Below are 19,819 nucleotides of genomic sequence, written 5' to 3'. Positions count from 1 at the left end.
AACATACTCCCTCTCCCGTCGGGAGGGGGCCGGGGTGAGGGAGCATGAACAATGTCGCGTGGTCTGGAATTACTGATTGCCCAAACTATTCTGCAGGGCTTCGATGCCCAGTACGGACGTTTCCTGGAAGTCACATCCGGCGCGCAGCAGCGTTTTGAGCACGCCGACTGGCATGCGGTTCAGCAGGCCATGAAGCAGCGAATCCACCTTTACGACCACCATGTGGGTCTGGTGGTGGAGCAGTTGCGTTGCATTACCGACGGCAAAATCCCTGACGCGGAGTTTTTACTGCGCGTGAAGGAGCATTACACCCATCTGTTACCTGATTACCCGCGCTTCGAGATTGCGGAGAGCTTTTTCAACTCCGTCTATTGCCGGTTATTTGACCACCGCTCATTATCTCCTGAGCGGTTATTTATCTTTAGCTCTCAGCCGGAACGCCGCTTTCGCACTATTCCGCGTCCGCTGGCGAAGGATTTCTTTCCCGATCGCGGCTGGGAAAAACTCCTGCATCGCGTATTAACGGATTTGCCGCTGCGTTTGCCCTGGGAGAATAAAACCCGTGATATCGGCTATATCTCTGCGCATCTCAAGGAGACCTTTGGCGAAGAGGTGCTCGGGCAAAGCCATTTGCAGGTTGCCAATGAGCTTTTTTACCGTAATAAGGCCGCCTGGCTGGTCGGTAAACTGATGACACCGTCGGCCATTGTGCCGTTTCTGTTACCCATCCATCGTACCGATGACGGTGAACTGTTTGTTGATACTTGCCTGACGACCAGCGCCGAGGCCAGCATTGTCTTTGGTTTCGCCCGCTCCTACTTTATGGTGTATGCCCCGCTGCCTGCTGCTCTGGTGGAGTGGTTGCGCGAGATCCTGCCGGGGAAAACCACCGCCGAGCTGTACATGGCCATTGGCTGTCAGAAACACGCCAAGACGGAAAGCTATCGGGAATATCTGCGCTATGTCACCACGGCAGATGAGCAATTTATCGAAGCCCCCGGTATTCGCGGCATGGTGATGCTGGTCTTTACCCTGCCGGGTTTTGATCGGGTGTTTAAGGTCATCAAAGATACGTTCGCGCCGCAGAAGGAGATGACCGCTGCTCACGTCCGCGCCTGCTACCAGCTGGTTAAAGAGCACGATCGCGTCGGGCGAATGGCGGACACCCAGGAGTTCGAGAACTTTGTGCTGGATAAGCAGCAGATCGATCCGGCATTAATGGCGTTATTACTGCAGGAAGCGCCGGCGAAAATCACCGATCTGGGCGACAAAATTGCCATCAGCCATCTCTATATCGAACGCCGCATGATCCCACTCAATATCTGGCTGGAGCAGTCCGAAGGTCAGGCACTGCGTGATGCCATTGAAGAATACGGCAACGCTATCCGTCAGCTTGCCGCCGCGAATATCTTCCCGGGTGACATGCTGTTTAAAAACTTCGGGGTCACCCGTCACGGGCGGGTGGTGTTCTACGATTATGATGAAATTTGCTATATGACTGAGGTGAATTTCCGCGATATACCGCAGCCCCGCTATCCGGAAGATGAACTGTCCGGCGAGCCGTGGTACAGCATCTCACCGGGAGATGTCTTTCCTGAGGAGTTTCGCCACTGGCTGTGCGCTGACCCGCGCATCAGGCCACTGTTTGAAGAGATGCATGATGACCTGTTCCGCGCCAGCTACTGGCGGGGCCTGCAGACGCGCATCAAGAATGGGCATGTGGAAGATGTGTATGCCTATCGCCGCAAACAACGGTTTTGCATCCGATATGCGGTGTAATGCCCCCTCTCCCGACGGGAGAGGGATTCAGGTGCACCCGATGTTATCGAATCCCGCCATATGCCAGCGTGACCTCTTTCGCCGCCTTAATCACCAGCGCACCTAACTCCGTGACGCGGTCATCGGTCATACGGGAAATCGGTCCGGAGATCGAAATGGCGGCAAACGGCTCGCGGTGCTCGTCAAAGATGCAGGCTGCAATGCAGCGCAGGCCTAACGCATGCTCCTCGTCATCAAACGAATAGCCGCGCTTGCGGGTCAGGGCCAGATCTTCTTTCAGATGTACCGGTGAGACCAGCGTGGCGTGGGTGTAGGCGTGCAGCCCTTTACGGTGCAGCAGCCCGGTGACCTGCTCTTCGCTGAGCTGCGACAGAAACGCTTTCCCCGCCCCGGAGGCATGCATCGGCAGCTTGCCGCCAATCGGTGCCGACATACGCATTAGCTGCGTGCACTGTACCTGGTCGATGATAATGGCCTGATGGTCGCTCTGGTCGAGCACGGCCAGGTTTACCGTCTCGCCGGAATCTTCCATCAGCTTACGCAGAATAGGGTGCACAATCGCCAGCAGGTTGCGGCTCTGCAGGAAGCTGCTGCCGACGATAAACGCATGTGCGCCCACCGCCCAGTGTCCCAGCTCGCCCACCTGGCGCACAAAGCCCAGCTGCTGCATCGTGGTCAACAGTCGATGGGTCGTTGAGTTTGGCAGGCCAGCCTGCTGTGCCAGCTCTGTCAGGGCCACGCTGCTGTGTGACTCGGCTATCCATTCCAGCAGCTTCAAACCGCGCGTGAGCGATTGAACCTGTCCGCCCTGAGAGGCGGCGGTGGTGGCAGCAGGTTTTCTGCCGCGTTTAGCGGGAACGGTCGTGACCATGACGAACTCCTTTTTCTGTATCGTGGAAATCATTTTCGTTTTATTTGGTGATTTTGCAACCGTTATCCTGACTGATCGGATGAGTGATAGTGAACATGTCTCATGTTACCGCTGTGTGACTTTTACACCCTGCGAGATTGTGCCAGTATGGACTGCTGGCCTTTTGGCCTGGTTGAGCGTTGTCGGGAGCAAGTGTGAGCAGCAAAGTAGAGCAACTGCGTGCGCAGTTAAATAAACGAATTCTGGTGCTGGACGGCGGCATGGGTACCATGATCCAGAGCTATCGTCTGAGTGAAGACGATTTCCGCGGCGAGCGTTTCGCCGACTGGCCATGCGACCTCAAAGGTAACAACGACCTTCTGGTGCTCAGCAAACCACAGGTCATTTCGGCGATCCACAACGCGTATTTCGAGGCGGGTGCGGATATCGTCGAAACCAACACCTTTAACTCGACAACCATCGCCATGGCGGATTACCAGATGGAATCCCTGTCGGCGGAGATAAACCTTGCCGCGGCAAAGCTGGCCCGCGCCTGCGCTGATGAATGGACAGCCCGTACGCCGGACAAACCGCGCTACGTGGCCGGGGTGCTTGGCCCGACCAACCGTACCGCGTCGATTTCACCCGATGTGAACGACCCGGCCTTTCGTAACATCAGCTTTGATCAGCTGGTGGCGGCGTATCGTGAATCGACCAAAGCGCTGGTGGAAGGCGGTTCCGATCTGATCCTGATTGAGACGGTATTCGACACCCTCAATGCCAAAGCCGCGATTTACGCGGTGAAAGAGGAGTTCGAGGCGCTGGGCGTCGACCTGCCGATCATGATTTCCGGTACCATCACCGACGCCTCTGGTCGTACCCTCTCCGGCCAGACCACAGAAGCTTTTTACAACTCCCTGCGTCACGCTGAAGCGCTCTCCTTCGGCCTGAACTGCGCGCTGGGTCCCGATGAGCTGCGCCAGTATGTGCAGGAACTTTCGCGCATCGCTGAATGCTATGTCACCGCACACCCGAACGCCGGCCTGCCGAACGCCTTTGGTGAATACGATCTGGATGCAGACACCATGGCGGCGCAAATCCGCGAGTGGGCCGAATCCGGTTTTCTGAATATCGTCGGTGGTTGCTGCGGTACCACGCCAGAGCATATTGCCGCGATGAGCAATGCGGTGGCGGGTCTGCCGCCGCGTCAACTGCCTACGCTGCCGGTTGCCTGCCGTTTGGCCGGCCTTGAGCCGTTGACCATCGGTGACGATAGCCTGTTTGTGAACGTCGGGGAGCGGACTAACGTGACCGGTTCGGCGAAATTCAAACGGCTGATTAAAGAAGAGAAGTACAGTGAAGCGCTGGACGTGGCCCGCCAGCAGGTTGAGAGCGGCGCCCAGATCATCGACATCAATATGGATGAGGGAATGCTCGACGCCGAAGCGGCGATGGTGCGCTTCCTCAACCTGATTGCCGGCGAGCCGGACATTGCCCGGGTGCCGATCATGATTGACTCCTCTAAGTGGGAAGTCATCGAGAAAGGGCTGAAGTGTATTCAGGGTAAAGGCATTGTTAACTCCATCTCGATGAAAGAAGGCGTTGATACCTTTATCCACCACGCGAAGATGGTGCGCCGTTATGGTGCCGCCGTGGTGGTGATGGCCTTCGATGAAATGGGCCAGGCCGATACCCGTGCGCGCAAAATTGAGATTTGTCGCCGCGCATACAAAATTCTGACCGAAGAGGTGGGCTTCCCGCCGGAAGACATCATCTTCGACCCGAACATCTTCGCGGTTGCTACAGGTATTGAAGAGCACAATAACTACGCGCAGGACTTTATCGGCGCGTGTGAAGACATCAAACGCGAGCTGCCGCATGCGCTGATCTCCGGCGGCGTATCGAACGTGTCATTCTCCTTCCGCGGTAACGATCCGGTGCGTGAAGCTATCCACGCCGTGTTCCTCTATTACGCTATCCGTAACGGTATGGACATGGGGATCGTTAACGCCGGACAGCTGGCCATTTACGACGACCTGCCGGCGGAACTGCGCGACGCCGTAGAAGACGTGATCCTCAACCGGCGAGATGATGCCACCGAGCGCATGCTGGATCTGGCCGAGAAATACCGCGGCAGTAAATCCGATGCATCGGTAAACATTCAGCAGGCGGAGTGGCGTGCCTGGGACGTGAAAAAACGTCTGGAATACTCACTCGTAAAAGGGATTACCGAGTTTATTGAACAGGACACCGAAGAAGCACGTCAGCAATCGACGCGCCCGATTGAAGTGATCGAAGGGCCGCTGATGGACGGCATGAACGTGGTCGGCGATCTGTTTGGCGAAGGCAAAATGTTCCTGCCGCAGGTGGTGAAATCCGCACGCGTCATGAAGCAGGCGGTGGCCTATCTCGAACCCTTTATCGAAGCCAGCAAAGAGAAAGGCTCCAGCAACGGTAAAATGGTGATCGCCACCGTGAAGGGCGACGTGCATGACATCGGTAAGAACATTGTGGGCGTCGTACTGCAGTGTAATAACTACGAGATTATCGATCTTGGCGTGATGGTGCCGGCGGATAAAATCCTCAAAACTGCGCGCGAAGTGAATGCTGACCTGATTGGACTTTCCGGGCTGATTACCCCGTCGCTGGACGAGATGGTCAACGTGGCGAAAGAGATGGAACGTCAGGGCTTTACCATTCCACTGCTGATTGGCGGGGCGACAACGTCCAAAGCGCACACGGCGGTGAAAATCGAGCAGAACTACAGTGGCCCGACGGTTTATGTGCAAAACGCCTCGCGTACCGTGGGCGTCGTGTCGGCATTGTTGTCTGCCACCCAGCGTGATGATTTTGTCGCGCGTACCCGCAAAGAGTACGAGACCGTGCGTATTCAGCATGGCCGTAAAAAACCGCGGACGCCGCCGGTGACACTCCAGGCCGCGCGCGATAACGATCTGGCGTTTGACTGGGCCAGCTATACGCCCCCTGTGGCGCATCGTCTGGGCGTTCAGGACGTTACTGCCAGCATTGAGACGCTGCGCAACTACATCGACTGGACACCGTTCTTCATGACCTGGTCACTGGCGGGCAAATATCCACGCATCCTTGAAGATGAGGTGGTCGGGGAAGAAGCCAAACGCCTGTTCAACGACGCCAACGAAATGCTTGACCAGTTGAGCGCGCAGAAAAGCCTCAACCCGCGCGGCGTGGTGGGCCTGTTCCCGGCGAACCGTGTGGGCGACGACATCGAAATTTATCGCGACGAGACCCGCACGCACGTGCTGGCAGTAAGTCGCCATCTGCGCCAGCAAACCGAGAAAGTGGGCTTTGCTAACTACTGCCTGGCCGATTTCGTTGCACCGAAGCTTTCCGGGAAAGCGGATTATATCGGGGCGTTTGCCGTGACCGGGGGTCTTGAGGAAGATGCGCTGGCGGAGGCGTTCGACGCGCAGCACGATGATTACAATAAAATCATGGTGAAAGCGATTGCCGATCGTCTGGCGGAAGCCTTCGCAGAGTACCTCCACGAGCGCGTGCGCAAGGTGCACTGGGGCTACGCGGCCAATGAGAATCTCAGCAACGAGGAGCTGATCCGCGAAAACTACCAGGGGATTCGTCCGGCTCCGGGCTATCCAGCCTGCCCGGAACACACCGAAAAGGGCACTATCTGGACATTGCTGGATGTAGAAGCCCATACCGGCATGAAGCTCACCGAGTCTTTCGCCATGTGGCCTGGGGCATCGGTGTCCGGCTGGTATTTCAGCCATCCCGACAGCAAATACTTCGCCGTCGCGCAGCTGCAGCGCGATCAGATTGAAGATTACGCCCTGCGCAAAGGTATGAGTGTCTCAGAGGTTGAACGCTGGCTGGCACCCAATTTAGGCTACGACGCTGACTAACGTCACTTTTCCTTACAACAAACAGGGCGCTCATTAGGCGCCCTGTCTCTTTCTTACGTTTAAACCCTTATACTGAATCATAAAAACGTAGAACGATAAGGAGGAGAACCTTCCGTGCTGACCCTGTTACACTTGCTTTCCGCAGTAGCACTGCTGGTATGGGGCACGCATATTGTCCGTACCGGCGTTATGCGCGTCTTTGGCGCGCGCTTACGCACCGTTCTCAGCAGCAGCGTTGAGAAGAAGCCGCTCGCCTTCTGCGCGGGCATCGGCGTGACGGCACTGGTGCAGAGCAGTAATGCGACGACCCTGCTCGTGACCTCGTTTGTGGCGCAGGATCTGGGTGGCGCTGGCACCCGCGCTGGTCATTGTGCTGGGCGCTGACGTGGGGACCGCGCTGATGGCGCGTATCCTGACCTTCGATCTCTCCTGGCTGTCGCCGCTGCTGATTTTTATCGGTGTCATCTTCTTCCTTGGCCGTAAGCAGACGCGTGCCGGACAGCTTGGCCGCGTGGGGATTGGCCTTGGGTTGATCCTGCTGGCGCTGGAGCTGATTGTGCAGGCGGTGACCCCCATCACCGAGGCCAACGGCGTTCAGGTCATCTTTGCCTCGCTGACCGGGGACATCATGCTGGATGCGTTGATCGGCGCGGTATTTGCCATCGTCAGTTACTCCAGCCTGGCCGCCGTGCTGCTGACGGCGACGTTAACCGCCGCGGGGGCGATCTCTTTCCCGGTCGCGCTGTGTCTGGTGATCGGGGCCAACCTTGGCTCTGGCCTGCTGGCGATGCTCAATAACAGCGCCGCAAACGCTGCAGCCCGGCGCGTGGCGCTTGGAAGCCTGCTGTTTAAGCTGGTGGGCAGCCTGATTATTCTGCCGTTTGTCTATCCGCTGGCTAACCTGATGGACAATCTCCCGTTACCGAAGGCTGAGCTGGTTATCTATTTCCACGTGTTTTACAACCTGGTGCGTTGCCTGGCGATGGTGCCTTTTGCTGAACCCATGGCCCGCTTCTGCGAACGGCTTATCCGGGATGAACCGGAGCTGGATGCGCGTCTGAAACCTAAGCATCTGGACACCTCCGCGCTGGATACCCCGGCACTGGCGCTGGCTAATGCCGCGCGCGAGACGCTGCGCATGGGCGATGCCATGGAAACGATGCTTGAAGGGCTGCAAAAGGTCATGCACGGAGAGCCGCGAGAAGAGAAAGAGCTGCGCAGGCTGGCGGACGATATCAACGTGCTCTATACCGCCATCAAGCTCTACCTGGCGCGTATTCCGCAGGATGAACTGGCAGAGGAAGAGTCCCGCCGCTGGGCGGAAATCATCGAAATGTCGCTTAACCTCGAACAGGCCTCGGATATCGTGGAGCGTATGGGAAGTGAAATTGCTGACAAATCCCTTGCCGCGCGCCGCGCCTTCTCGGTTGAAGGCCTGAAGGAGCTGGAGGCGCTGCACGAGCAGTTGCTGAGCAACCTGAAGCTGGCGATGCTGGTCTTCTTCTCCAGCGACGTACCGAGCGCACGCCGCTTGCGTCGTAACAAACATCGATTCCGTATCCTCAACCGGCGCTACTCGCACGCCCACGTTGAACGACTGCACCAGCAGAACGTCCAGAGCATTGAAACCAGCTCCCTGCACCTGGGGTTGCTGGGGGACATGAAGCGTCTCAACTCGTTATTCTGCGCGGTCGCTTATAGCGTCATGGAGCAGCCGGATGAAGACGACGATCGAGATGAATATTAATCTCTGAAAGCGCCTTGATAAGGTGGTTAACCTCAAAACCAGCAGGTTTACGCCGGGCATGATGCCCGGTAACCGTCGGCTAATCTTTTTACCAGCCCAAACCTAAGGTATATTTCGCCTTTACAGGAGAAACTATGCTGCCAACTCAATCAACACGATTAAACAAATACATTAGCGAGAGCGGGATCTGCTCACGTCGCGAGGCGGACCGTTACATTGAACAGGGTAACGTGTTCCTCAACGGCAAACGCGCCACCATCGGTGATCAGGTCGTCCCCGGTGACGTGGTCAAAGTGAATGGTCAGCTCATTGAACCGCGTGATGCGGAAGACCTGGTATTTATCGCGTTGAATAAGCCGGTTGGCATCGTCAGTACCACGGAAGACGGCGAGCGGGACAACATTGTTGATTTCGTTAATCACAGCAGCCGTATCTTCCCGATTGGCCGCCTTGATAAAGACTCACAGGGGCTGATTTTCCTGACCAACCACGGCGATCTGGTGAACAAAATTCTGCGTGCCGGTAACGACCACGAGAAAGAGTACATCGTCACGGTCAATAAGCCGGTCACGGACGACTTTATCCACGGTATGGGCGCAGGTGTGCCGATTCTGGGGACCGTCACGAAGAAGTGCAAGGTGAAGAAAGAGGCGCCGTTTGCTTTCCGCATTACCCTTGTGCAGGGCTTAAACCGTCAGATCCGCCGGATGTGCGAGCACTTCGGTTATGACGTGGTGAAGCTCGAACGTACGCGCATTATGAACGTGAGTCTGTCCGGTATTCCACTGGGCGAGTGGCGTGATTTAACGGATGACGAACTGATTGAGCTGTTCAGGCTCATCGAGAATTCATCGTCTGAAGCGAAGCCAAAAACGAAAGCCAAACCGAAAACCCAGGCCATTAAGCGTCCGGTGGTGAAAGCGCCGCCATCAGAAGAGAAAAGCCGCGGCAAGCCTGCGGGCAAACGCTTCGTCCAGCCGGGCCGTAAAAAGAAAGGGCGCTAATTAGCGCCTTCCACGGGGTGAGGTATTGGCTGACCAGGAAAAGGTCGCTTCTTTATCGGGTTTATAAGCCTGCTCTTTTTTCAGCTTGCGGGCTTGTTTCGCCTCAGTTTCACGCTGAGCCATCAATTTATCGATGTACTCTTTTTTAACCTGATTGGTTTCGGCGTTAGTCAGCGTGCGGCCATGGGCGATACGAGCGCGGTCGAGGAGCGTTTTCAGTTCGCGCTGCTCAGCTTCCGTCATGTCTTTCTGGGTCAAACGTGGTGTAGCCATTGCTGAAGCCTCCTGAAGGGGAGGCTCCAGTGTAAAGCAAGCGAAGGAAATTAACCCTGTTTCACTGCATCTTTTTTCGCGGGCTCATTAATGGGTTTGCCTGACCAGTAGCCTGCCAGCAGCGAGCCGGACAGATTATGCCAGACGGAGAACAGCGCACCCGGCAGGGCTGCCAGCGGCGAGAAGTAGATCTTGCCCAGTGCTGCGGCCAGCCCCGAGTTTTGCATCCCCACTTCGATTGCCAGCGTACGACAGGTAGATTCGTCGAAACCAAACAGCTTCCCGCCCCAGTAACCGCCCAAAAGACCAAGGGTGTTATGCAACACCACCGCGATGATCACCACAAAGCCCACTGAGGCAATGTGCGATGCAGAGCCGGCAACCACGGCGCTGATGATGGCCAGAATACAGACCATCGAGAAGGCAGGCAGGTACGGTTCAACGGCTTTGACCACGCGTGGGAACAGATGGTGAATCACCAGGCCCAGCGCAATCGGGATCACCACAATCTGCAGAATACTGAGCAGCATCCCCATGACGTCTACCTGAATCTGCGCATCCACATACAGACGCGTTAACAGCGGCGTGGCAATCACGCCCACCAGCGTTGAAACGGAAGAGATGGTCACCGAGAGCGCCACATCACCTTTTGCCAGGTAAATCATCACATTGGATGCCGTGCCGCTGGCCACGCTGCCGACCAGCACCATACCGGCGGATAAATCTGGCGGCATTTTAAAGGCCATGGCCAGCAGCCACGCCGCAAGCGGCATGACCAGGTAGTGCAGGAAAATTCCTGCCGCTACGGGGGCTGGGCGCGACAGAACGCGTTTGAAGTCGTCAATTTTCAGGTGTACGCCCATGCCGAGCATAATCAGCATCAGCAGCGTCGTGACCCACGGGCCAATGCCCGTAAAGTGGGTGGGAGTGTAATACGCGAGTACGGAAAGCAGCAGTGCCCACAACGGGAACAGCCGGGTGATGGCGGATAACATAGATAGTCCTTGCAGTATTGTCGTGTTGTTTAGTTATAAAAAAGCCGGGTCTGTGCCCGGCTTATAGGTATTGTTTATCGTGCTAACGAATTTTATTCAAACAAATTCTGATGAAGTTTTTGCACGACCTGCTCGGCCTGATCGGCTGGCACCAGGAAGCAGAGGTTGTAGCTGGAGGCGCCGTAGCAAATCATACGAATGCTGAACGGGTCGAGTACGCCGAAGACCTCTTTACCCACGCCGCAGGCACGCGATAGCTTGTTGCCGATGATAGCAACCAGCGCCAGATCTTCTTCCACTTCCACGCGGCACAACTCAGAGAGTTCGATCAGCAACGACTGCGTCAGCAGGGTGTCGCCGGTTGACGTGGAGCCAGTGGTGTCCAGCGTCAGCGCGATGCTCACTTCGGATGTGGTGATCAAATCCACGGAGATATTATGGCGCGCGAGGATGCCAAACACTTCCGCCAGGAAACCGCGAGAATGCAGCATATTGTGGCTGTGCAGCGTCACCAGCGTCTGGCGGCGGCGCAGGGCCAGCGCTCGGAACAATGGCGGGTTTTCGGTTTTCTTGCACACCAGCGTACCGCCTGCTTTGGGATCCTTACTGGAGCCAACGAAGACCGGGATATCGCTGCGCACGGCCGGCAACAGCGTCGCCGGGTGCAATACTTTCGCGCCGAAGGTGGCCATTTCTGCCGCCTCTTCAAACGCGATCACATCAATGCGTTTCGCCGCAGAGACCACGCGCGGGTCGGTGGTGTAAATACCCGGCACGTCAGTCCAGATATCCACACGGGTGGCATGCAGCGCTTCGCCGAGCAGGGCTGCCGTATAGTCACTGCCGCCGCGGCCAAGCGTTGTTGTACGGCCTTTGGCTTCGCTACCGATAAAGCCCTGAGTGATCACCATCCCTTCTGCCAGGCGCGGGGCCAGCTGCTGCTGGGTCAGCTCGGCCAGCATTTCAACATCCGGCTCGGCACGGCCAAAGCGATCGCTGGTGCGCATGACTTTACGCACGTCAAACCATTGGGCATGGACGTTACGCTCGCGGAGGATCTCCACGAACAGCAGCGTGGACATCAGCTCGCCGTGGCTGACCAGTTCATCGGTCAGCGCGGTGGAGGTCGCCAGAGAGGCGGCTTCAGCCAGGGTAGTGATATTTTCCAGCAGGCGTTCCACTTCCTCACGGATCACGTTCGGATTCTGCAGACGTTCAAGGATGTTGAACTGAATTTTGCGCAGTGCGTCCAGCTTAACGAAACGTTCGGTTGCTTCCAGTCCTTCAGACAGAGAAACCAGCAGGTTCGTCACGCCAGCAGAGGCGGAAAGCACCACCAGGCGGGTATTCGGATCGGCCAGCACCACATCGGCGCTGCGGTTCATGGCATCGTAATCGGCCACACTGGTGCCGCCAAATTTGGCGACCACAAAACTCGTCATAACAACCTCGTGTCAGGGAATGAATAAAGCGACCTTGGCACAAGAATGAAACGAGAACAGGTGCAGGCGCAAAATACGGCCCTATAAATAAAATGTGGGGGAGGTCCTGTCAATGCTGGGATTATGCGGATTTTTTATGGGGGGGTACCCCTCAGTAACAGGACTTATAACAGGGCCATATTTTATGCTTCTTTTTACCGCCTTTTGACCGACATTTCGCCGCCCCTGAAGGGCGTTTCAGCAGCTATACTTTTCGGGTCTTTTCACCTGTGTTTGATGCAGGCCAGGGCAATGGCATAAAAACCATCACAATTTTTATTTGCAGGCGCTACAATCGACCGCAGTCACAATTCTCAAATCAGAAGAGTATTGCTAATGAAAAACATCAACCCAACGCAGACCGCTGCCTGGCAGGCACTACAGAAACATTATGATGAAATGAAAGACGTCACCATCGCGGACCTGTTCGCGAAAGATGCCGATCGTTTCAATAAGTTCTCCGCGACCTTCGATGACCTGATGCTGGTGGATTTCTCCAAAAACCGCATTACCGAAGAAACGCTGGCGAAGCTGCAGGATCTGGCGAAAGAGACTGAGCTGGCCGACGCCATCAAATCCATGTTCTCCGGTGAGAAGATCAACCGCACCGAAGACCGTGCCGTGCTGCACGTGGCGCTGCGTAACCGTAGCAATACTCCGATTGTCGTTGACGGCAAAGATGTGATGCCGGAAGTGAACGCGGTGCTGGAAAAGATGAAAGCTTTCTCTGAAGCGATCATCTCCGGAAGCTGGAAAGGCTACACCGGCAAACCGATTACGGATGTCGTTAACATCGGTATCGGCGGGTCTGACCTTGGCCCATTCATGGTCACCGAAGCGCTGCGCCCATACAAAAACCACCTCAACATGCACTTTGTTTCTAACGTCGATGGTACCCACATCGCCGAGGTGCTGAAGAACGTGAATCCGGAAACGACCCTGTTCCTGGTCGCGTCTAAAACCTTCACCACTCAGGAAACCATGACCAACGCCCACAGCGCGCGCGACTGGTTCCTGAAAACCGCAGGCGACAACAAGCACGTGGCGAAACACTTCGCCGCGCTGTCGACCAACGGGAAAGCCGTTAGCGAGTTCGGTATCGACACCGCGAACATGTTCGAGTTCTGGGACTGGGTGGGCGGTCGTTACTCTCTGTGGTCCGCTATCGGCCTGTCGATCATCCTCTCCGTCGGCTTCGACAACTTTGTTGAGCTGCTCTCCGGCGCGCATGCGATGGATAAACACTTCTCCACCACAGCACCTGAGAAAAACCTGCCTGTGCTGCTGGCGCTGATTGGTATCTGGTACAACAACTTCTTCGGGGCTGAAACCGAAGCGATTCTGCCATACGACCAGTACATGCACCGTTTTGCGGCCTACTTCCAGCAGGGCAACATGGAATCCAATGGTAAATACGTTGACCGTAACGGTAACGCTGTGGATTACCAGACTGGCCCAATCATCTGGGGCGAGCCAGGCACTAACGGCCAGCATGCGTTCTATCAGCTGATCCACCAGGGCACCAAAATGGTTCCGTGCGATTTCATCGCCCCGGCCATCACCCATAACCCGCTGTCAGACCACCATCCGAAGCTGCTGTCTAACTTCTTCGCACAGACTGAAGCGCTGGCGTTCGGTAAGTCTCGTGACGTGGTTGAGCAGGAATACCGCGACCAGGGTAAAGATCCGGCCACGCTGGACCACGTTGTGCCGTTCAAAGTGTTCGAAGGCAACCGTCCAACCAACTCCCTCCTGCTGCGCGAAATTACGCCGTTCAGCCTGGGTGCGCTGATTGCCCTGTACGAGCATAAGATCTTCACTCAGGGCGCTATCCTGAACATCTTCACCTTTGACCAGTGGGGCGTTGAGCTGGGTAAACAGCTGGCAAACCGTATCCTGCCTGAACTGGGTGACGATAACGCGATTAACAGCCACGACAGCTCCACAAATGGTCTGATCAACCGTTATAAAGCATGGCGCGCGTAATTAAAGTGTCATGAAAAAGTGCCGGCGAAATGCCGGCATTTTTTTATCGGATAATTCCTGATGTCTGTTATTAAACTCAAATTCCTGTAGTGAGTTTAATCTGAAAATAGTCGTTAACCTGTTAATTGCTGCGGTTTATTTTAGGAAAATACGGATAATTACCATCACAAGATCTAATTCTATTTCATTGATTTATATAAGTTATATTATTATCTAATCGTCCTTTTGTTTCCATTTTATCCAATTGTCCGAAAACCCTTCTTCTATTTACCCCTACGGCAAACCCTCACCTTTAGTTGTGTATACTCGAATCCGCCTGAAATTCTTTTTGGGCAAATCTCCATTCATTAAATGAAGGGAAATTCTTATGAAGAAAGTACTGTATGGCATTTTCGCCATATCTGCGCTTGCGGCGACATCTGTTAATGCGGCTCCGGTTCAGGTCGGAGAAGCGGCAGGTTCGGCTGCGACGTCTGCGTCTGCGGGGATTTCTACCGCGTCCAGCGCCAGCACCGTAAGTTCAGCCGTGGGTGTCGCCCTGGCGGCAACCGGTGGCGGTGATGGCTCCAATACCGGAACCACGACCACCACGACCACCAGCACCCAGTAATAACGGGTGTTTTAATCATAACCACACTTCGGTGTGGTTATTCTGGCTTTTCAGTAGCCTTCGGGACCTGTAGACCGGGTAAGCGCAGCATCACCCGGCAATAATGCGGAGAAGAGTCGTGAAGCGACCTGGGATCATCCTGATTTGTCTGCTTTTGCAGGCGTGCTCGGCCACCACCAAAGGGCTGGGCCATTCACTGTGGGAAAGCATGTTCGGTACGCCGGGCGTGCATCTGACCGATGACGAACTTCAGAACATGCCCTATGCCAGTCAGTACATGCAGCTCAACGATGGCCCACAGCTGTTTGTGGTGCTCGCTTTCGATGAAAACGGGCAGCAGAAATGGGTGACGCAGGATCAGGCCACCATCGTAACGCAGCATAGCCGTATCGTGAAAACCCTGCTCGGGGGCGACAACCTGCTTGAAGTCAACAATCTCGCCGCCGATCCGCTGAACAAGCCGAACCAGATAACCGACGGGGCAAGCTGGACCCGCACGATGGGCTGGACCGAACACAAGCAGGTTCGCTATGCCACCGCCCGCTCCACCTTCCGCTGGGATGGCACGGACAGCGTCAATGTGGGCAGCGACGAAACCCGGGTTCGCGTGCTGGATGAAGAGGTCACTACCGATCAGGCAACCTGGCATAACCGCTTCTGGGTGGACGATGACGGCCAGATACGCCAGTCGTTACAGTATCTTGGTGCCGGATTCTTCCCGGTCAAAACCACGCTGATCAAGGCCGCGAAATCATGAAAACACTTATTCGCGTTGCGCTGATCGCAAGCTTTGCTACGCCGCTCGCATGGTCTGCCGGGACGGTGAAAGTCTATACGCAGGACAATACGAAGCCTAAAACATTGACCAACGCCGGACACTTGATCGATCTCGTCGGCCAGCCAAGGCTGGCGAACAGCTGGTGGCCGGGTGCGGTCATCAGTGAACGACAGGCGACGGTGGTGGCGGAGCAACAACATAACGCGCTGCTCGCCAGGCTGACAGGGCTGGCGGAGCAGGAAGAGGGTGACGACGCGGCGGCCATTAACAGCCTTCGCCAGCAGCTTAAGGCGCTGAAGGTTACCGGACGGTTGCCGGTCAATCTCGATCCGGACCACGTTCGCGTCGCGGAGACGGCTAACCCGTCACTGGAAGGCGAGTACACGCTCTGGCTACCTGTTCAGCCTTCTACCATTACCGTGTTCGGGCTTGTCAGCAGTCCGGGTGACAAGCCGTTTATGCCGGGTCGCGATGTGGCGAGCTATCTCGATGAACAAAATTTGCTGAGCGGTGCGGATAAGAGCTACGCATGGGTGGTGTACCCGGACGGCCAAACGCAAAAAGCACCGGTAGCCTACTGGAATAAACGCCATATCGAACCGATGCCAGGCAGCGTCATTTTTGTCGGTTTTGCCGACCATTTCTGGACGAAGGCATATGACGGGCTGAACGCCGATATCCTTCACTCCCTGAAACAGCGGATACCGGAATAATGAAAAGAACCTATCTCTATAGCATGCTGGCGTTGTGCGTGAGTGCCGCCTGCCATGCAGAAACGTATCCGGCACCCATTGGCCCGTCTCAGTCAGATTTCGGCGGCGTCGGTTTACTGCAAACGCCTACCGCGCGCATGGCGCGGGAAGGGGAAATCAGCCTCAACTACCGTGATAACGATCAGTATCGCTACTACTCCGCCGCTGTGCAGTTGTTTCCGTGGCTCGAAACCACGCTGCGCTACACTGATGTGCGCACCAAACGGTACAGCAGCGTCGAGTCCTTCTCCGGCGATCAGACCTACAAAGATAAAGCGTTCGACGTGAAGCTGCGTCTGTGGGAAGAGAGTTACTGGATGCCGCAGGTCTCTGTTGGCGCACGGGATATCGGCGGTACCGGTCTGTTTGATGCGGAATACGTGGTGGCCAGCAAAGCCTGGGGACCGTTTGATTTCTCACTCGGTCTCGGCTGGGGGTATCTGGGCACCAGCGGCAACGTGAAAAACCCGTTCTGCTCCTACAGCGACAAATATTGCTATCGCGATAACAGCTATCAGAAAGCGGGCTCCATCAACGGCGACCAGATGTTCCACGGCCCGGCCTCGCTGTTTGGCGGCGTAGAGTACCAGACGCCCTGGCAGCCGCTGCGCCTGAAGCTGGAATACGAAGGGAATGACTATTCACAGGATTTCGCCGGCAAGATTGAGCAGAAGAGCAAATTTAACGTCGGTGCCATTTACCGTGTGGCTGACTGGGCTGACGTTAACCTCAGCTATGAGCGTGGCAATACCGTGATGTTTGGCGTGACGCTGCGTACCAACTTTAACGATATGCGGCCACACTACAACGACAACGCGCGGCCTGCCTACCAGCCGGAGCCGCAGGATGCCATTCTGCAGCACTCCGTCGTGGCGAACCAGCTGACCCTGCTGAAATACAACGCCGGCCTGGCGGATCCGAAGATTCAGGTGAAAGGCGATACGCTGTACGTGACCGGCGAGCAGGTGAAATACCGCGACTCGCGGGAAGGGATCGAGCGCGCCAACCGGATTATCATGAACGATCTGCCGGACGGGATCAGCACGATCCGCGTGACCGAAAACCGTCTGAACATGCCGCAGGTCACGACGGAAACGGATGTCGCCAGCCTTAAGCGCCATCTGGAAGGCGAACCGCTGGGGCATGAAACCGAGCTGGTGCAAAAACGCGTTGAGCCAGTGGTGCCAGACACCACCGAGCAGGGCTGGTATATCGATAAGTCGCGCTTTGATTTCCATATCGATCCGGTGCTGAACCAGTCTGTTGGTGGGCCAGAAAACTTCTACATGTATCAGCTGGGCGTCATGGCGACGGCGGATCTGTGGGTCACCGACCACCTGCTGACCACCGGCAGCCTGTTCGGTAACCTTGCCAACAACTACGACAAGTTTAACTATACCAACCCGCCGAACGACTCGAAGCTGCCGCGCGTGCGTACTCGCGTACGTGAATATGTGCAGAACGACGCTTACGTAAACAACCTGCAGGCCAACTACTTCCAGTACTTTGGTAACGGTTTCTACGGCCAGGTTTACGGCGGTTATCTGGAAACGATGTTTGGCGGCGCGGGGGCTGAAGTGCTCTACCGTCCGGTAGACAGCAACTGGGCGTTCGGTCTTGATGCCAACTACGTGAAACAGCGTGACTGGCGCAGCGCGCAGGACATGATGAAGTTCACCGACTACAGCGTTAAAACCGGCCACCTGACGGCCTACTGGACGCCGTCGTTTGCCCCGGACGTACTGGTGAAAGCCAGCGTTGGTCAGTATCTGGCGGGGGATAAAGGCGGCACGCTGGATATCTCTAAACACTTCGACAGCGGTGTGGTGGTCGGTGGCTATGCCACGATCACTAACGTCTCGCCGGACGAGTACGGGGAAGGGGACTTCACCAAAGGCGTGTACGTCTCCATTCCGCTGGATCTGTTCTCGTCAGGCCCAACCCGCAGCCGTGCGGCAATTGGCTGGACGCCGCTGACGCGTGACGGTGGTCAGCAGCTGGGACGTAAATTCCAGCTGTACGACATGACCAGCGATAAGAACATCAACTTCAGATGATGCGTGAGTGCCCGGTAGCGTTACGCCTGCCGGGCACCTTACAAACGCCGCAACAGCCTCGCCGGGTTGCCGGCGTAAACCCCTTTCTCGGTGATGGACTTTGTCACCACGCTTCCCGCCCCAATCACCGCCCCATCGCAAATTGAGACAGCCAGAATGGTGGCCCCGCTGCCGATTGAAACGTCGTTGCCCACGCGAATGTGTCCCCAGCTGCGCCGGTCGGCATTGGGTTTACCGTCGCGGAACATATCGTTGGCGAACATCACCCCATGGCCGATGAAACAGCGCTCGCCGACGGTGACATACTCGCAGATGAAGGTATGGGACTGAATTTTGCTATCAGCACCGATGTGCGAGTTAGCCTGAATTTCAACAAACGGGCCGATAAAGACGTTATCGCCCAGCGAACATTCATAAAGATTCGCGGGTTCGTAAATGACGACGTTTTCGCCGCAGACAACATGACGAATAGCCGCCTGGCGTTGCTCTGGCATACATCTCCTTAGACTGGCATCGACATAATATGGAGGGTGCTGGTTTGCGCCGCAGTGACGAAGAGGGTGTCTTTGACATGTTTCAGCCCCTGCGCTTCGTAAAACCGGCGTGCGCGAGGGTTCTTTTCGAGGACTTCCAGCCACAGCAGATTTTCCGAGCAGGCTTTTGCCTGGCGAATCACTTCCGCAAGGAGTTGCTCGCCGTAGCGGTGTCCTGTGGCATCCGGCAATAAATAGAGTTTATGCAGGAGCGTACCCGTCAGCCCCTCGGGCTCGATGGTCTGCTGGGTTGAGAATTTTGCGAAACCGACGGGTGTCTGTGCGCTGGCAATGAGCCAGTAAGTGCCCGGCTGCATCAGGCTGTCTGCTATCGCCTGCGGCGCGTATTCCTGTTCAAGAAAGGCGGCAAGCTCTGTCTGGCTTTCCCATAGATGCCCAAAGTGATGCCGGTAGCTGGCATACCCCATTTCACTCAGCTGTTTTGCATCATCCACGGTGGCGCGTTGAATGGTTAATTTCATCATCCCTTCGTCGAAATAAGCGTGTCACAGTGCAACATGCCACAGCGCTGAACATAATATAAACAAAAAATATAGATCACCGTCACATTTTTGCGTTATACAGGAACCTCGCCCTGGAGAATGAGGTGCTCTATGACATCCCTGACTCGCCCGCGCGTTGAGTTTATCTCAACAATCCTCCAGACCGTGCTGAACCTCGGTCTGCTGAGCCTTGGCCTGATACTGGTCGTCTTTTTAGGCAAAGAGACGGTGCATCTGGCAGATGTGCTGTTCGCCCCTGAACAAACCAGCAAATATGAGCTGGTGGAAGGCCTGGTGGTCTACTTTCTCTACTTTGAATTTATCGCGCTGATTGTGAAGTATTTCCAGTCAGGCTTTCACTTCCCGCTACGCTATTTTGTTTACATCGGGGTCACCGCGATTGTGCGGCTGATCATCGTGGATCATACCTCCCCGCTCGATGTACTGATCTATTCGGCGGCGATCCTGCTGCTGGTGATCACGCTCTGGCTGTGCAATTCGAAACGGCTGAAACGGGAATAAAAAAATGGCGGCCCGGAGGCCGCCTAACAACAGTCACAAGTTGGGTCAAT

At 55.9% G+C, this 19,819-nt stretch carries 15 protein-coding genes and 1 pseudogene; 10 read left to right on the top strand and 6 right to left on the bottom strand.

The features are described 5' to 3' along the window. Positions 1-51 precede the first annotated feature (51 nt). A complete protein-coding gene (gene aceK / locus QE396_RS15680; RefSeq protein WP_020882863.1) occupies positions 52-1,779 on the top strand; it encodes a bifunctional isocitrate dehydrogenase kinase/phosphatase in 1,728 nt (575 codons plus the stop codon). A 43-nt stretch (positions 1,780-1,822) separates the two neighbouring features. Here aceK and iclR read toward each other — a convergent pair whose 3' ends face one another. Then, positions 1,823-2,650 (bottom strand): glyoxylate bypass operon transcriptional repressor IclR, encoded by an 828-nt coding sequence (iclR, locus tag QE396_RS15675; protein WP_020882862.1) that lies wholly within the window; start codon positions 2,648-2,650, stop codon positions 1,823-1,825. A 194-nt stretch (positions 2,651-2,844) separates the two neighbouring features. Here iclR and metH point away from each other — a divergent pair, with 194 nt between their 5' ends. The 3 genes and pseudogenes from metH (at position 2,845) to rluF (ending at position 9,279) form a co-directional block, all read left to right on the top strand. Then, positions 2,845-6,528 carry a methionine synthase gene (gene metH / locus QE396_RS15670; RefSeq protein WP_032681927.1) on the top strand — a complete coding sequence of 1,228 codons (3,684 nt, stop codon included), beginning with the start codon at positions 2,845-2,847 and terminating at the stop codon, positions 6,526-6,528. 114 nt (positions 6,529-6,642) lie between these two features. Beyond that, positions 6,643-8,275, top strand: a pseudogene (locus QE396_RS15665) (Na/Pi cotransporter family protein). Positions 8,276-8,409: 134 nt separating this feature from the next. After that, positions 8,410-9,279 carry a 23S rRNA pseudouridine(2604) synthase RluF gene (rluF, locus tag QE396_RS15660; protein ID WP_050737732.1) on the top strand — a complete coding sequence of 290 codons (870 nt, stop codon included), beginning with the start codon at positions 8,410-8,412 and terminating at the stop codon, positions 9,277-9,279. On the opposite strand, the gene QE396_RS15655 is transcribed toward rluF, so the two are convergent. From QE396_RS15655 to lysC, 3 genes are all read right to left on the bottom strand, one after another. After that, positions 9,280-9,552 carry a DUF3811 domain-containing protein gene (locus QE396_RS15655; RefSeq protein WP_014168182.1) on the bottom strand — a complete coding sequence of 91 codons (273 nt, stop codon included), beginning with the start codon at positions 9,550-9,552 and terminating at the stop codon, positions 9,280-9,282. 50 nt (positions 9,553-9,602) lie between these two features. Next, positions 9,603-10,547: a ketopantoate/pantoate/pantothenate transporter PanS gene (panS, locus tag QE396_RS15650; protein ID WP_014168183.1), complete on the bottom strand. Its 945-nt coding sequence runs from the start codon at positions 10,545-10,547 to the stop codon at positions 9,603-9,605. A 92-nt stretch (positions 10,548-10,639) separates the two neighbouring features. Continuing rightward, a complete protein-coding gene (gene lysC / locus QE396_RS15645) occupies positions 10,640-11,989 on the bottom strand; it encodes a lysine-sensitive aspartokinase 3 (protein WP_014168184.1) in 1,350 nt (449 codons plus the stop codon). Between the two features lie 375 nt (positions 11,990-12,364). Between lysC and pgi the strand changes: the two genes are divergently transcribed. The 5 genes from pgi (at position 12,365) to QE396_RS15620 (ending at position 18,211) form a co-directional block, all read left to right on the top strand. After that, positions 12,365-14,014 carry a glucose-6-phosphate isomerase gene (gene pgi / locus QE396_RS15640; RefSeq protein WP_309951694.1) on the top strand — a complete coding sequence of 550 codons (1,650 nt, stop codon included), beginning with the start codon at positions 12,365-12,367 and terminating at the stop codon, positions 14,012-14,014. A 367-nt stretch (positions 14,015-14,381) separates the two neighbouring features. Further along, positions 14,382-14,624, top strand: coding sequence for an exopolysaccharide production protein YjbE (gene yjbE / locus QE396_RS15635; protein ID WP_014168186.1), 243 nt, complete (start codon positions 14,382-14,384; stop codon positions 14,622-14,624). A gap of 118 nt (positions 14,625-14,742) precedes the next feature. Next, the gene (locus QE396_RS15630) at positions 14,743-15,381 is read left to right on the top strand and encodes a YjbF family lipoprotein (protein WP_025206403.1); all 639 of its coding nucleotides are present in this window, start codon (positions 14,743-14,745) and stop codon (positions 15,379-15,381) included. After that, positions 15,378-16,115, top strand: coding sequence for a capsule biosynthesis GfcC D2 domain-containing protein (locus QE396_RS15625; protein ID WP_032679376.1), 738 nt, complete (start codon positions 15,378-15,380; stop codon positions 16,113-16,115). The genes QE396_RS15630 and QE396_RS15625 overlap by 4 nt, the downstream gene beginning before the upstream one ends. Continuing rightward, on the top strand, positions 16,115-18,211 hold the full coding sequence (locus tag QE396_RS15620; protein WP_014168189.1) for a YjbH domain-containing protein: 2,097 nt from the start codon (positions 16,115-16,117) through the stop codon (positions 18,209-18,211). The genes QE396_RS15625 and QE396_RS15620 overlap by 1 nt, the downstream gene beginning before the upstream one ends. Before the next feature lie 38 nt (positions 18,212-18,249). Here QE396_RS15620 and QE396_RS15615 read toward each other — a convergent pair whose 3' ends face one another. Continuing rightward, a complete protein-coding gene (locus QE396_RS15615) occupies positions 18,250-18,705 on the bottom strand; it encodes an acyltransferase (protein WP_020882853.1) in 456 nt (151 codons plus the stop codon). 8 nt (positions 18,706-18,713) lie between these two features. Next, complete coding sequence (locus tag QE396_RS15610; RefSeq protein WP_025206401.1) at positions 18,714-19,229, bottom strand: GNAT family N-acetyltransferase; 516 nt, start codon at positions 19,227-19,229, stop codon at positions 18,714-18,716. A 129-nt stretch (positions 19,230-19,358) separates the two neighbouring features. Here QE396_RS15610 and psiE point away from each other — a divergent pair, with 129 nt between their 5' ends. Then, positions 19,359-19,769 carry a phosphate-starvation-inducible protein PsiE gene (gene psiE / locus QE396_RS15605; protein ID WP_309951688.1) on the top strand — a complete coding sequence of 137 codons (411 nt, stop codon included), beginning with the start codon at positions 19,359-19,361 and terminating at the stop codon, positions 19,767-19,769. Positions 19,770-19,819: the final 50 nt, after the last annotated feature.

It is taken from the genome of Enterobacter sp. SORGH_AS_0287, assembly GCF_031453695.1.
Lineage (GTDB): Bacteria > Pseudomonadota > Gammaproteobacteria > Enterobacterales > Enterobacteriaceae > Enterobacter > Enterobacter ludwigii.
Note: the sequence above shows the minus strand (reverse complement) of the source record. Positions and strands in the feature narration are given on the sequence as shown.

Excerpts from the sequence above, each read along its gene's own strand:
- aceK (WP_020882863.1), top strand. The coding sequence starts at position 52 with ATGTCGCGTGGTCTGGAATTACTGATTGCCCAAACTATTCTGCAGGGC.
- iclR (WP_020882862.1), bottom strand. The coding sequence starts at position 2,650 with ATGGTCACGACCGTTCCCGCTAAACGCGGCAGAAAACCTGCTGCCACC.
- rluF (WP_050737732.1), top strand. The coding sequence starts at position 8,410 with ATGCTGCCAACTCAATCAACACGATTAAACAAATACATTAGCGAGAGC.
- QE396_RS15655 (WP_014168182.1), bottom strand. The coding sequence starts at position 9,552 with ATGGCTACACCACGTTTGACCCAGAAAGACATGACGGAAGCTGAGCAG.
- panS (WP_014168183.1), bottom strand. The coding sequence starts at position 10,547 with ATGTTATCCGCCATCACCCGGCTGTTCCCGTTGTGGGCACTGCTGCTT.
- lysC (WP_014168184.1), bottom strand. The coding sequence starts at position 11,989 with ATGACGAGTTTTGTGGTCGCCAAATTTGGCGGCACCAGTGTGGCCGAT.
- pgi (WP_309951694.1), top strand. The coding sequence starts at position 12,365 with ATGAAAAACATCAACCCAACGCAGACCGCTGCCTGGCAGGCACTACAG.
- yjbE (WP_014168186.1), top strand. The coding sequence starts at position 14,382 with ATGAAGAAAGTACTGTATGGCATTTTCGCCATATCTGCGCTTGCGGCG.
- QE396_RS15625 (WP_032679376.1), top strand. The coding sequence starts at position 15,378 with ATGAAAACACTTATTCGCGTTGCGCTGATCGCAAGCTTTGCTACGCCG.
- QE396_RS15620 (WP_014168189.1), top strand. The coding sequence starts at position 16,115 with ATGAAAAGAACCTATCTCTATAGCATGCTGGCGTTGTGCGTGAGTGCC.
- QE396_RS15615 (WP_020882853.1), bottom strand. The coding sequence starts at position 18,705 with ATGCCAGAGCAACGCCAGGCGGCTATTCGTCATGTTGTCTGCGGCGAA.
- QE396_RS15610 (WP_025206401.1), bottom strand. The coding sequence starts at position 19,229 with ATGATGAAATTAACCATTCAACGCGCCACCGTGGATGATGCAAAACAG.
- psiE (WP_309951688.1), top strand. The coding sequence starts at position 19,359 with ATGACATCCCTGACTCGCCCGCGCGTTGAGTTTATCTCAACAATCCTC.